Source organism: Pseudarthrobacter sp. HLT1-3 (genome assembly GCF_059383535.1).
This window is the reverse complement of sequence record NZ_JBWZCJ010000007.1, coordinates 96,554-109,776: the sequence shown is the minus strand read 5'-3', so window position 1 is coordinate 109,776 and position 13,223 is coordinate 96,554. Positions and strand designations below refer to the sequence as shown.

Here is a 13,223-nt window from a genome sequence, read left to right as displayed (position 1 = left end):
CCGCTGCAGGTGGGATGGTAGGGGGTTACCCGCAGTCCGGCCGGGGTCAGGCCGTACTGCCCGGGTCAGGGGCCGCTGGAACCGGGGCTGTCAGCGGTGGTCGAGGCTGCGGGAGATCCGTTCGCCGACCAGCTGGATGACCTGGACCAGGACGATGATCAGCACGATGGTGACGAGCATGACCGTGACGTCGAAGCGCTGGAAGCCGTAGTTGTAGGCGAGCTTGCCGAGGCCGCCGCCGCCGACAAGCCCGGCCATGGCGGAATAGCCCACGAGGGTGACCACCGTGGTGGTGGCAGCCGCGACGAGGGCGGGAAGGGATTCGCGCAGCATCACCTTGTTGATGACCTGCATGTTCGTGGACCCCATCACCTGGGCGGCGTCGATCTTGCCGTGGTGCACATCGCGCAGGCAGTTTTCCACCAGCCGGGCGAAAAACGGGATGGTGCCGATCGAGAGGGACACCGACGCGGCGACCGGGCCGAGGCTGGTGCCGGTCAGGGCGCGTGCCACCGGGATGAGGGCGACCATCAGGATGGCGAACGGGATGGACCGGGTGATGTTGACGATCACATCGCTGAGGATCCGGTTGATCACCGGCATGGGACGCAGGCCGCCCGGTGCCGAGACGTGCAGGAAAACGCCCAGCGGCAGGCCGATCAGCACCGTGAAGAAGGACGAGATGCCGACCATCTGCAGTGTTTCGATGATGGCTTCTGGCAGGGCCTTGACCAGGACGGGATTGCTGAAGATGTCGTTCATGAGTTACCTCCCTGGTCCCCGGCGGGGGGGACAGAGGTTGGGAGCGCAGACGGGGCAAGGTCGGGCTCCGGTGCTGCGGCGGCGGCCGAGGGGGCGGAACGCTTCGCGGCGATGCCGCGCTCGTGCAGGTAGGCAAGGACGGCGTCGAGGTCGGCGGTTTCCGCCAGCTGGACGCGCAGGTGGCCGAACTGCTGGCCGCCGAGGGTTTCGACGCTGCCGGCCAGGACGTTGATGTCGATGTCGAAATGCCGGGCGACGCCGGTGAGGACGGGTTCCTTGGCGCTGTCGCCGGAGAAGAGGATCTCCAGCACCGGCCCGCGCTGCAGGGCACCGGGCAGGGGCTCGGATGCCGGCAGCGGCAGCAGCGCCCGGGCCAGCTGGCTGTCCAGGTCGCCGGCCACATCCTGTAGGGCCCCGTGCTCGACGATGCGGCCGCGGGAGAGCAGGGACACGGAATCGCAGACACGCTTCACGACGTTCATCTCGTGCGTGATGATCAGCACGGTGAGCTGGAGGCGCCGGGTGAGGTCCTGGATCAGGTCCAGGATTTCATCCGTGGTGGCCGGGTCCAGGGCCGAGGTGGGCTCGTCGCACAGAAGGACGTCGGGGTCCGACGCCAGGGCCCGGGCAATGCCAACGCGCTGGCGCTGGCCGCCGGAAAGCTGCGAGGGGTAGGCGTTCTCGAACCCCTCGAGTCCCACGAGCTTCAGGAGTTCGGCAACCCGGGCCCGGATTTGGTCCTTCGGGGTTTTCACGAGTTCCAGCGGGTGGGCCACGTTTCCGGCTGCCGTCCGGGAGTCCATCAGATTCGCGTGCTGGAAGACCATGCCGACCCGCCGGCGTGCGGCACGGATCTCCGAGTCCTTGACCGAGCTGAGCTCGGTGCCGCCGATGCTGACGGATCCGGACGTGGGACGGTCCAGCAGGGTGAGGCAGCGCACCAGCGTTGACTTGCCGGCGCCCGAATGGCCGATGATGCCGTGGATCGAGCCTTTCGGCACGGAGAGCGTCACGCCGTCGAGGGCCACCACTTCCTTTTTGCCCTGCTGGTAGACCTTGCGCAGGTCGGTAACTGTGATCATTGATCCCTTGGCGGTTGGGTGTGCGGGCGGCATAACACACGTCCCGTTCTGAACTAAATTATGTCAGCGCCATCAATTGGCGGCCAGTCGCGCACGATGTTCGTAACATAGCCAGCTGTGGCGTGGAAAATTCGTGAAATGCGACTGCGGTCCGGGAGCGACGCGGGGAGGCAGCCCCCGGCGGAATCCCCGCCGGTCACAGCCGGCGGGCGCGGGCAGGCCGGGAGTGTGATTTCCCTCCCAAAGAGGCCGCAGGGGGGCTCTCCTGCGGTAACTCCCTTCCTGCCGTATGGGGTAGGAGGCAGCGGGCTGCGGCTGCCGTTGGCTAGAAGTCGCCGCGGCTGGCGTCCTCGGGCGGCAGCACCGGCCAGTCGCCCTCAATCACGGCGGCGGGTTTCGTCTTGCGCAGGTAGCTCTGGAAGTCGGAGGCCTGGGCCGTGGCCCATTCGATCTGCAGCTGGTGCAGGTGGCTGGCCGGCATCCGAAGCTTCGGAAACTTCCCCGCCATCGCGTCGAGCATACGGAGGGTGGCGAGGGCATCGGCGGCCGAGGTGTGGGCGTGGTCCAGGTCCACGCCGTATTCCTCGCACAGGGCGGTCAGGGTGCGCTTGCCCTTACGGTACCGGTCCACCTGCTTGTTCATAATGTACGGATCCAGCACCGGGAACCGGCTCAGCTGCGGCACGCCGTACCGGGCAGACTCTGCGGCGAGCACGGTGAAGTCATAGCTGGCGTTGAAGGCAATGACCGGCACACCGGTATCGAAGAGCTCCTGCAGCACCGCCGCGACCTCCCGCGTGACATCGGCGGCAGGCCGGCCCTCGCTGCGGGCCCGCTCAGTCGTGACGCCATGGATGTCACTGGCCTCCGTCGGAATCTCGACTCCCGGATCGGCCAGCCATTCGTGTTCCTTGATGATCCCGCCGTCGGCGTCGACCACGGTGATGGACGCCGTGACGATCCGCGCGGCACGGGAGTTCCGTCCGGTGGTTTCCAGGTCGAAGGCTGCGCGGGGGAGGGTGTTCCAAGTGCTCATGCGTCAACGCTACCTGCTGGCACCGACGGTAATGCGCCACCACTCCGGGGCCCCGGCACGCGGCGCAGGAACTGCCCGGCAGCGGCCGGGCGGCGCTGACGGCGGCCCGTGACAGCACCCCGGACGCTAGGCTGGTGACATGCGGATGGAGTATGTGGAGGCGGTGCTGGACCTGGTGGCACTGATCCCCGCAGGTGCCGCGGTGGCCTACGGTGACGTCGCCGAACTTCTCGGTTCCGGTGGTGCCCGGCAGGTCGGCAGCGTCATGAGCCACCACGGCAGTGCAGTGCCCTGGTGGCGGGTGCTGAAGGCCAGCGGGGACGCGCCCCCGGGGCACGAACGTGATGCCCTCGCCAGGTACATCCTGGAAGGAACCCCGCTGCTGGGTAACTATGCGCAATACCTCCGCGGCGGCGAGGGACGATGGCGAGTGGACCTGATGGCCGCACGCTGGGCACCGAGCGACGGCGAATTCGATCGGATTGACGCCGTGGCTGAGCGGCTGGAACGCACCCTGCGCAAACTGTCGGCCCCCGATGATGAAATGACCGTGTGAGCATTCCCAGCAAGAACCCAACGTCCGTCCCGCCCACATCAGCACTTCCCACAGCACCGCCCGCATCACCACGGCCCGCCGCGACCCGACCCGTTTCAGGCGGGCCCGGAAAGGGCAGGCAGCGTCCCGCCGGCCCACGCACTGCCGGATCCGGCCTCCGCCTGTTGCCGCCCCGCAAGCTGCACAGCGCGGTCCCCGTGCTGTCGGCGGACCAGTTCGCCGCCGTCGACGTGCCGCACGGCTCCGGCCCGGTGCTGATTCCCGGAGCGCCGGGCACCGGCAAATCGACCGTGCTCGTCGAGGCCGCCGTCCGGCGTGCGCAGCGGGACGGCCTGGATCCGGAACGGATGCTCATCCTCGCCCCCGGACGCCTCGCCGCCGATTCACTCCGGGACCGCTTCACCGCACGGCTGGACCGCAGCCTGAGTACGACGCCGGCCCGCACCTGGGCCTCGTACGCGTTCGACCTGATCCGGCGCGCCAAGGCGGAAGGGATCCTGCCGCTGCCCCGCCCGCCGAAACTGCTGTCCGGCCCGGAGCAGGACCTGATCATTAAGGAACTGCTCGAAGGCCACGCGCAGCCCGGACTGGAGCTGCCCTGGCCCGCGGACCTCGGTGCGGCGCTGCAGACCCGCGGCTTCCGGCAGGAAGTCCGACAGCTCTTCGACCGGATCATCGAATCCGGGCGAACCGCCGAGGACCTGGTGGTCCTCGCCCGGCGCTGCCACCGGCCGGACTGGGTCGCCGCCGCCGCACTCTACGCGGAGTACCGCGACGTGCTGGACCTGCGCATGCCGGAGTCCTTCGACCCGGCCGGCATCATCACGGCCGCCCGCCAGATCTTCCAGGACGAGCCCGACTTCCTGGCCGCCGAACGGGACAGGCTCCAGCTGGTCCTGGTGGACGACATGCAGGAAGCCAACCCCGCGGTGTTCGAACTGCTCGCGGATATCGCCGCCGGCAAGGATGCCCTCATCACGTTCTCGCCGGACACCGTGGTCCAGGGCTTCCGCGGCGCCCGTCCGGACCTCGTGGCCGAGCTTCCGCGGCTGCTGGCTCGCGCCGGGACAGTCCTGGAGCGCCCGCTCCGGACCGCCCACCGCCATACTCCGGCAGTCGCGGACGCCTGGCTCTCCGTCGCCGGCCGGATCTCACAGCGCGCCGGCGGGCAGTCCGCGCGCCGGCTCGAACAGCCCCAGGTTCCCGCGCCGCCGCACGGTGCCCCTGCCGACGGCAGGGTGGAGGCGCACCTGCTGCCGTCCCCGGTCCACGAACTGCGCTACGTCGCCCAGCGGATCCTGGAAGCCCAGCTCAAGGACGGCCGTGAACTCGGTGACATCGCCGTGATCGTGCGCAACGGCGGCCAGCTCAGCCAGCTGCAGCGCTACCTCGCAGGCCAGGGCATCCCGGTCCGGATCCCGGTGGCCGAATCCGCCGTCCGCGACGAGGTCGCCGTCCGGCCGTTGCTGGACGCCTACGCCGTGGTCCTGGACCCCGCAGTGCTGAGCCCCGAGGCGGCCGTGGGTCTGCTGAGCTCACGGATCGGCGGAGCCACCGCGATCGAGCTGCGGCGCCTGCGCCAGTCCCTGCGCCGGGAGGAGCTGCTCGGCGGCAGCGGCCGCACGAGCGACGTGCTCCTCGTCGAGGCCCTGCTGGAACCCGGCGCGCTCGCGACCCTCGGCATCGAGGGGCACTCCGCCCGCCGGATTGCGCGGATGATCCAGGCCGGCCGGGACGCCGCCCAGGCTCCCGGCGGCAACGCCGAAACCGTGCTGTGGGCGCTCTGGAACTCCACCGGCCTCGCCGCGCGCTGGACCGAGGCGGCGCTGGCCGGCGGAGCAGCCGGGGCCCGGGCGGACCGCGACCTCGATGCCATGATGGCCCTGTTCCACACCGCCGAGCGCTATGTGGACCAGCTGCCCGGCTCCGGACCCGAGCAGTTCCTTGAGTACCTGCTCAGCCAGGAACTTCCAATGGACACCCTCGCCGCGCGGGCCCAGCTGGAGGACGCCGTGGAACTGATGACCCCGGCCAGCGCCGCCGGCCGGGAGTGGCCGGTAGTCATCGTGCCCGGCCTGCAGGAGGGCGTGTGGCCCAACACCAGGCTCCGCGGCGAACTGCTCGGCAGCACACTGTTCGCGGACGCCGTCGAGCACGGGGTGGACTACGCGCTGCAACTTGATCCCCTGAGCCGGCTGCGCGAAATCCGCTACGACGAGCTGCGCAGCTTCTCCACCGCGGTGTCGCGGGCCCAGCAGGTGCTGATCTGCACGGCCGTTTCCTCGGCGGACGAACAGCCTTCCTCGTTCCTGGATTACGTGGCGCCGCTGGGCCCGGACCAGGACCGGCGCGGTTTCACCCCGGTGGAGCGTCCGCTCACGCTGCGGGCACTCGTGGCCGAGCTGCGCCAGTACGCCCAGCTCGACGCCGGGACCCCCGAAGCGCTGCATGCCAGCACCGTTCTCGGTGCCCTGGCAGCCGCCGAGCCGTCCGTGCCCGGGGCGCACCCCGCGACCTGGTGGGGCCTCGCCCCGCTGTCCACCGAGGTGCCTGTCGTTCCGCCGGGCGGCACCGTCTACGTCTCGCCCTCGAAGGTGGAGACGGTGCAGAAATCCCCGCTGGACTGGTTTGTCCAGGCCGCCGGCGGGGAGGCGGCCACGGACTTTGCCCGCAGCCTGGGCACGCTCGTCCATGCCATCGCGCAGGACCTTCCGGATGCCTCCGGCAGCGAATACCTGGCCGAGCTTGTCCGCCGCTGGCCGGCGCTGGGGATGAAGGACAACTGGGAGGGCAAGCTGGACTTCCAGCGCGCCGAAACCATGGTCCGCAAGCTCGCCCAGTACGTGCTGGTGATGCGCAGCGAGGGCCGGTCCCTGGTCGGCGTCGAGCAGGACTTCGAAGTGAAACTCGCTGACGTGCCCGCCCCGGCCGGCACCGACACCACCACCGAGCCCTGGCCGGCCCGCCCGGCCGTGCTGCGCGGCCAGGTCGACCGGCTGGAGATCGACGCCGAGGGCCGGCTCGTCGTCGTGGACCTCAAGACCGGCAAACGGCAGCCGGGCAAAGCCGACCTGGCGAGGCATCCCCAGCTGGGGGCATACCAGGCCGCAGTGCTTGCCGGCGGCTTCGCCGGATCCGGCGACGGCCCGCCCCCGCTGCCGGGCGGGGCCGTCCTCGCCCAGCTCGGTACGGGCACCAAGAGCCCGGGCATCCAGGCCCAGGCGCCGCTGGAGCCGGCCGACAACTGGGCCCTCGACATGGTCGGGGATGCCGCCCGGGTGATGTCCGGGAACACCTTCGAGGCCCGCCACGATCCGTCCAAGGGCGGCCACGGCGGCCATGGCTGCCGCCTTCCCGAAGTCTGCCCGCTGTGCCTGCGGGGAAAGCAGGTCACCGAATGAGCACCGACACGACGATTCCCGCTGCCGTTCCCCGGGCCCTTCCCGCAGCGCGGTTCAGCCCGGAGGAACTCTCCGCGATGCTCGGGGAGAAAAACAGCCCCACCGCAGAACAGTCGCACATCATTTCCTCCCCCCTCTCGCCCCGACTTGTGATTGCCGGTGCCGGCTCGGGCAAGACCGCCACGATGGCCGACCGCGTGGTGTGGCTCGTGGCCAACGGCTGGGTGCGGCCGGAGGAAGTGCTCGGGGTGACCTTCACCCGGAAGGCCGCCGGGGAGCTCGCCACCCGGATCCGCGCCAAGCTGGCCGCCCTGCAGCGCATCGCCGGGGCCGACACCCGGAACCAGGTGTTCCCGGCCGGGCTCCTCAGCACCGACGCGCTCGAACCCAAGGTCTCCACCTACCACTCCTATGCCAGCGGCATCGTCTCCGACTACGGTCTCCGGCTCGGCGTGGAACGCGACGTGGTGCTGCTCGGCGGCGCCCAGTCCTTCCAGCTCGCGAGCGAGGTGGTGGAGGCGTTCGACGGCGACTACGAACACTTCCGCTCGGCCAAGTCCACCCTGGTCAAGGCGGTCATCCAACTCGCCGGTGAATGCGCCGAACATCTCCAGGACCCTGCCGGGGTGCGCAGCTGGCTGCTGGGGCGGGTGGCCGAGTTCGAGGCGCTGCCCTACCTCGCCACTGCCAAAAAGAACCCCAGCCAGGCCGTGGGCGAACTCAGCGGGCTGCTTCGCACCCGGGCCAGCGTCGCGGAGATGGTCGGACGCTACACGGACGCCAAACGGGCCCGCGGGGCCCTCGACTTCGGCGACCTCGTGGCCCTCGCCGCCCGGGTCGCCAACGAGGTCCCGGTCGCCGCGGCAACCGAACGCCAGCGCTACAAGGTGGTGCTGCTGGACGAATTCCAGGACACCTCCCACGCCCAGCTCGTCCTCTTCTCCAGGCTGTTCGGCGACGGGCACGCGGTCACCGCGGTCGGGGACCCAAACCAGTCCATCTACGGCTTCCGCGGCGCCTCCGCCGGCCAGCTCTTCCACTTCGTTCGCGAATTCCCGGTCCGGCTTGGGGTCGACGGCGCCGCTGCAGCCACTAACCACACAGCCGGCGCTGACAACACTGAAGCCTCTGCCGGCACTGCTGACACGGACACCACCGAGCGCTTCGCCGTCGCCCCGACGTCGTACCTCACCACCGCGTGGCGCAACGGCCGGAACATCCTCGCGGCGGCCAACGTCATCTCAGCACCCCTCAGCAGAGCCGCAGCCACCACCGGCCCCGCCGGCGAGCGGGACACCGCCGGGAGCGTTGAGGTTCCCCCGCTGCAGCCCAGCCCGGCCGCGGTCCAGGGCCGCGTGGTGATGGGCCGCTTTGGCACCGATGAAGACGAGGCCTCGGCGATCGCGGGCGACGTGTTGAAATTCCGGGTGACCGACTTCGACGGGTCGGCAGCGGAGCCCGAACCTCCGGCCATGGCGGTGCTGTGTCGCCGGCGCGCCCAGATGGAAGTCATCCGCCGTGAATTCGAGGTGCGCGGGATCCCCTACGAGATCGTCGGACTCGGCGGTCTCCTGGACACCCCCGAGATCGTGGACCTCGTCGCAACCCTCCGCGTGCTGGCCGATCCGGGCCGCTCGGATTCACTGATGCGCCTGCTGGCCGGGGCGCGCTGGCGGATCGGGCCCGCGGACCTGATGGCACTGCGGGACTGGTCCAGCTTCCTTGCCCGGCGCCGCGGCCGCCCCGGCGCCCTGGACGACGACGCCGACGACGGCGCGGATCCCGCGGTGATCGAGGGCGACCTCACCGACGCCGCCAGCCTGGTCGAGGCTCTCGACTGGCTGCCGCGCGAAGGCTGGACCTCCGCGCACGGCCGCCAGCTGAGCCCGGAGGGACTGGACCGGCTTCACCGGCTCGCCGCCGAACTCCGTCAGCTGCGCGGCTACATGGGTGACGACCTCACCACCTTGCTCGGCGAAGTGGAGCGGGCCATGCTTCTCGACATCGAGGTCGCCGCACGGCCAGGCACCAGCATTCACCAGGCCCGCCGGAACCTGGACGCATTCCAGGACGCCGCCGCGGGGTTCCTGCACACCTCCCAGCGGGTGGACGTCCTGGCCTTCCTGGCCTGGCTGGAAGCCGCGGCCGCCGAGGAAAACGGCCTTGATGCCGCCGCGCCGGACGTGAACCACGAAGCCGTGCAGCTCCTCACCGTGCACGCCTCCAAGGGCCTGGAATGGGATGTGGTATTCGTTCCCGGACTCAACGCGGGCGCCTTCCCCAGCAGCCGGGATTCACGCTGGAGCAGCGGCAGCGCCGCGCTTCCCTGGCCGCTGCGCGGGGACCGCGCGGACCTGCCGCAATGGGATCTCGACCAGCCGGACCAAAAAGGCTGGCTCGACGCCGAGAAGGAATTCAAGACCGCCGTCCAGGTCCACGGCGAGGCCGAGGAACGCCGGCTCGCCTATGTGGCCTACACCCGGGCCAAACACGTGCTCTGGGTTTCCAGCGCCGCCTGGGTGGGATCGCGCGCCGGTCTGGCTGACATGTCGCCTTTCCTGGCCGAACTCGAGGCGCTTGTTGCCGGCGGCGCCGCCAGTATCCACCCATTGTCCGTCGGGGAGGAAGCACTGCCGGAGGAGAGCCCACTGACCTCGGACCTGGAGGTCGCCGGATGGCCGTACGACCCGCTCGAGGGGCCAATCGATCCGCGCACCGGACACCGGCTCCGGCTGGTTCCGGGCCGGCGGGCGGCCATGCAGTCCGCCGCGGCACGGGTGCTGCAGTCTTTGGGCTCGGAGGTGCTGCTGGAGGTGGCCGCGACGGATTCCGCCGCCGGGATGGACGCCGCTGCTGTCGCCGCCGCTGGCGGCGGCGCGCCCCAACCGGCCCCGCGCCGGCCCTTGCGCGGCCCGGCCGGAGGGTGGGCCCACGAGGCCGCGACCTTGCTGGAACGCCGCTCCCGCCGGACCGCGGTCCACGACGTGCACCTGCCGGGCCACATCTCCGCGTCGACCCTGGTGGATCTGGAGGATGACGCCGGCTCGGTCGTCGCCCGGCTGCGGCGCCCGGTCCCGCGGGAACCGGGGATGTCCGCCCGCAAGGGCACCGCATTCCACGCGTGGGTGGAGGAGTACTTCGGCGCGGCCGGCATGCTGGACCTCGGCGAGGCGGCGGGCTCCGATGACCACATCGACGCAGCCTACGGTCTGGACACCATGGTGGAAACGTTCCGCCGGTCCGAGTGGGCCAACCGCGCCCCTGCCCACGTTGAGGTACCGGTGGAAACCCGGATCGGCGACGTAGTGGTCCGCGGCCGGATCGATGCCGTCTTCCGCGATGCCGACGGCGGCTGGGACCTGGTTGACTGGAAGACCGGCCGCCGCCCGTCCGCCGCGCAACTGAAGACCAAGGCTGTCCAGCTGGCCGTCTACCGGCTGGCCTGGGCCCGGCTCAAGGGCGTCCCGGTGGATCGGGTCCGGGCGGCGTTCTACTACGTGGCCGACGATGCCGTGGTCCGACCGCACGACCTGGGCTCAGCGGAACGGCTCGAGCAGATTGTCGCCGCGGCCCTCGCGAACGGCTAGCGCGGTTGCGCCTCGACCACCGTGAGGGCGGTCGTTGAGGTGTCTTCCGCCGGCGGGTCAGCCGGGGAACCGGCGTTGGTACCAGCGCCTGTGGCGGGGCCCGCAGCGGCTGCCGTGTCGGCCTGGATCACGGTGATCGACTGGGTTGCGGTGTCGTCGCCGGGAGCATCCTCGGTGGCCGGTTCGTCGTCAGGGATCGCCGTCACCGAAACACCGGACACCTTGTTGCCGCCGGTCCTGGTGCGCCCGGCGTCCACCACACCGTCGTCACTCCCTGCCCGGTCGGCGTCACCCCGAACCGCTTCGAGCGGGATCGGCGCTACCTGTACTGCCGGGATTACGGGGCCGGCGGCAACGCCGGGGTTCCCGGTGACCGGATCGACCGACGGGCCGGACGCAGGACTGGCCGCGGGGCCGGCAACCGGGGCCGGCTGAGGGAGCGGCTCCACGCTGATCGGCTGCCCCCCGTGTTCGGCAACATCCTCGGCAAGGGCGGTGAGCATGGACTCGGCCTCGTCGATCATGTCCTGGTTAGCGGCCGCGAGACCCTTGACGAGGTACTGCGCCAGGGCGAATTCGGCGGACAGCGCGGCACGCCTCAGCAGATGGGCGTCGGGCACATCGCGCCGTGACGCGGTGTAGTGCGCCAGGACGGCGTCCACGAAGTCCTGGTCGTTGGACGCGACCAGCCAGGCCATGTCGTCCGCCGGGTCGCCGATGCGCAGGTCGGTCCAACCGGTCACGGCCGTCACCCGGTCGCCGTCGACCAGCAGGTTGTCCTCGTGCAGGTCCCCGTGGACCACACACGGGTTGAAGCGCCACAGCGAGACGTCCTCGAGGGCGTGTTCCCAGCGGCGGAGCAGCAACGGCGGAATCTTGCCAGTGGTCGCGGCCTGGTCCAGTTCGTTGAGGCGGCGCTGGCGGAACTCATTGGGGGTGTAGCTCGGCAGGTCCGCATTGCTGACCAGTGAGTGGGGCAGGTCATGGATGGCGGCGAGGGCCGCACCGATCTCGCGGGCCACGCCGGGGGATGCCGCGCCAAGTTCCTCGACGGACCTGGTCGAGCCGGCCAGGTGGGAGTACACAAACGTGCTCAGTGCGCCCTGCCGGACGGTGCCGGCCACCGTGGGCATCAGGAAGGGAAGTTCGGCCCGGATGCCCGGGACGAAGGCGCGCAGCACCAGGAATTCGGTTTCCAGCCGGGCGCTGGCCTCGGGGTGGCGCGGCGAGCGGACACGCCAGCGCTTGCCTTCGGAGTCCAGGAGGAGTGCCGAATCGAAGTCTGCCGGATCGTCGGGCGCAGAGCTGACGGCTGTCGGGGTCAGTCCGGGGACTGCCGCGGTTGCCACAGCTGCCAGTTCGATTGGTTTTCTTCTCACCGTTCCACGGTAGGTTGAGCGGCGCCCAAGACAGCGATGCACCACGGCGAGTCTGAAATATCAGCAATAATTTCCGCCCGGATGCCGATCCCGGAGCTGCCCGCGGAGCGCCACGCCGGCCGCCCGCCGGACACGTGCGGATGCCCACATATGCCGGCGGAAAATGTCAATTGTCGGCGGGAGTCAGTACGGTGGGTACATGAGTCTTGCGGAGTCGACGGCACCCAAAAGCCCAGCCCAAAAAAATCAAGCGCAGGAAAGTCACGCCCAGGAAAGCCCAGCCCGGGAAATCCCGGACCGGACCCAGTCGAACCAGGGCGCGCCGATCCCTTCGCCCGGCAGCCCGGCGGCCAACCTGCTGACGGATACCGTTCTTCCGGTACGGCCGGCGCTGATTGACCGCGGATCCGCGGCACGGCTGAAGCCCGGAATGCTCGCCGGGCTCCTGGAGTCCGGCACTGCCCGGGCGATGGTGCTGTCCGGCCGGCAGGCACTCATTAATGGCACCGGCCTGGTCCTGCTGGATGCGGCCGAACTCGGGCGGCACCTGAAGGACACCCCCTACGCCCCGGACCAGCTGATCTACCTGGGCTCGGCCCTGCCCGGCTCGGACCTGGAGGCCGGCACCCCCTTGGTCCTCTTCCTCCTGCCACAGCAGTTCGAAGTCCGGGCCGAGGAGTTCGAAGCCCACATCGCCGGCATCCCCGAGGGTGCGCAGTGGGCGGGGTTCCGCGACGTCGCGGCCACGCTGAGCCCCACCGACACCGCCGTCTTCATCGAGGCCAGCGCCATCGCCAACTGGCACGCCACCCACACCCATTGCCCGCGCTGCGGGACCGCCACCGAGCCGGAAGCGGGAGGCTGGGTCCGCCGCTGCCCCTCGGACGGATCAGAGCACTACCCGCGCACCGATCCTGCCATCATTGTCACGGTCGTGGGCCCGGACGGCCGGCTGCTGCTCGGCGGCGGCGGCCCGCTCGACGCCCGGAACTATTCAACCCTCGCGGGCTTCGTCGAACCGGGGGAGTCCCTGGAGCAGGCCGTGGTCCGGGAAATCGGCGAGGAGGTCGGTGTGCGCGTTACCGCCTGCCAGTACCTCGGGTCCCAGTCCTGGCCCTTTCCCGCCTCGCTGATGCTCGGTTTCACGGCCACAACCGCGGACACCGACGCCACGCCCGACGGCGTCGAGGTCACCCGGGCGCGCTGGTTCAGCCGGAGTGAGCTGCAGGAAGCGGTGCTCAGCGGCGAGATCGTCATCTCCAGCAGGCTATCCATCGCCCGGGCCCTGATCGAGCACTGGTACGGCGGCCGCATCGAGGACCGCGTAGACAGCGCATGAGACCTCAGTGACATCACGCAGCGGCAGCGACACCACCCAGCTGCACCCGCGGTTCCACCACCGCGGAGCATCCACCGGACA

General features: G+C 70.3%; 8 protein-coding genes. 4 read left to right on the top strand and 4 right to left on the bottom strand.

What is annotated here, in order from left to right:
- Nucleotides 1-90 precede the first annotated feature (90 nt).
- From AC50X9_RS08310 to AC50X9_RS08300, 3 genes are all read right to left on the bottom strand, one after another.
- On the bottom strand, nucleotides 91-762 hold the full coding sequence (locus tag AC50X9_RS08310) for a methionine ABC transporter permease (protein ID WP_494892310.1): 672 nt from the start codon (nucleotides 760-762) through the stop codon (nucleotides 91-93).
- On the bottom strand, nucleotides 759-1,844 hold the full coding sequence (locus AC50X9_RS08305) for a methionine ABC transporter ATP-binding protein (RefSeq protein WP_494892308.1): 1,086 nt from the start codon (nucleotides 1,842-1,844) through the stop codon (nucleotides 759-761). Before AC50X9_RS08305 ends, AC50X9_RS08310 begins: the two co-directional genes overlap by 4 nt.
- A 325-nt stretch (nucleotides 1,845-2,169) precedes the next feature.
- On the bottom strand, nucleotides 2,170-2,880 hold the full coding sequence (locus tag AC50X9_RS08300; RefSeq protein WP_494892305.1) for a 3'-5' exonuclease: 711 nt from the start codon (nucleotides 2,878-2,880) through the stop codon (nucleotides 2,170-2,172).
- A 139-nt stretch (nucleotides 2,881-3,019) separates the two neighbouring features.
- Here AC50X9_RS08300 and AC50X9_RS08295 point away from each other — a divergent pair, with 139 nt between their 5' ends.
- From AC50X9_RS08295 to AC50X9_RS08285, 3 genes are all read left to right on the top strand, one after another.
- Nucleotides 3,020-3,436 (top strand): MGMT family protein, encoded by a 417-nt coding sequence (locus tag AC50X9_RS08295; protein WP_494892299.1) that lies wholly within the window; start codon nucleotides 3,020-3,022, stop codon nucleotides 3,434-3,436.
- Nucleotides 3,437-3,600: 164 nt separating this feature from the next.
- A complete protein-coding gene (locus AC50X9_RS08290; RefSeq protein ID WP_494892297.1) occupies nucleotides 3,601-6,837 on the top strand; it encodes an ATP-dependent helicase in 3,237 nt (1,078 codons plus the stop codon).
- Entirely contained in the window at nucleotides 6,834-10,424 is a 3,591-nt protein-coding gene (locus tag AC50X9_RS08285; RefSeq protein ID WP_494892295.1) for an ATP-dependent helicase, read from the top strand. The genes AC50X9_RS08290 and AC50X9_RS08285 overlap by 4 nt, the downstream gene beginning before the upstream one ends.
- Here the strand turns inward: AC50X9_RS08285 and AC50X9_RS08280 are convergent.
- Nucleotides 10,421-11,803: a macrolide 2'-phosphotransferase gene (locus AC50X9_RS08280; RefSeq protein ID WP_494892293.1), complete on the bottom strand. Its 1,383-nt coding sequence runs from the start codon at nucleotides 11,801-11,803 to the stop codon at nucleotides 10,421-10,423. The two genes, AC50X9_RS08285 and AC50X9_RS08280, sit on opposite strands and share 4 nt — an antisense overlap.
- Nucleotides 11,804-12,002: 199 nt before the next feature.
- Between AC50X9_RS08280 and nudC the strand changes: the two genes are divergently transcribed.
- Nucleotides 12,003-13,142: an NAD(+) diphosphatase gene (gene nudC / locus AC50X9_RS08275; RefSeq protein ID WP_494892291.1), complete on the top strand. Its 1,140-nt coding sequence runs from the start codon at nucleotides 12,003-12,005 to the stop codon at nucleotides 13,140-13,142.
- The last annotated feature ends 81 nt before the right edge of the window (nucleotides 13,143-13,223 follow it).

What these genes read in the sequence shown, in the direction of transcription:
- nudC (WP_494892291.1), top strand. Translation starts at nt 12,003, where the DNA reads ATGAGTCTTGCGGAGTCGACGGCACCCAAAAGCCCAGCCCAAAAAAAT.
- AC50X9_RS08300 (WP_494892305.1), bottom strand. Translation starts at nt 2,880, where the DNA reads ATGAGCACTTGGAACACCCTCCCCCGCGCAGCCTTCGACCTGGAAACC.
- AC50X9_RS08310 (WP_494892310.1), bottom strand. Translation starts at nt 762, where the DNA reads ATGAACGACATCTTCAGCAATCCCGTCCTGGTCAAGGCCCTGCCAGAA.
- AC50X9_RS08305 (WP_494892308.1), bottom strand. Translation starts at nt 1,844, where the DNA reads ATGATCACAGTTACCGACCTGCGCAAGGTCTACCAGCAGGGCAAAAAG.
- AC50X9_RS08295 (WP_494892299.1), top strand. Translation starts at nt 3,020, where the DNA reads ATGCGGATGGAGTATGTGGAGGCGGTGCTGGACCTGGTGGCACTGATC.
- AC50X9_RS08285 (WP_494892295.1), top strand. Translation starts at nt 6,834, where the DNA reads ATGAGCACCGACACGACGATTCCCGCTGCCGTTCCCCGGGCCCTTCCC.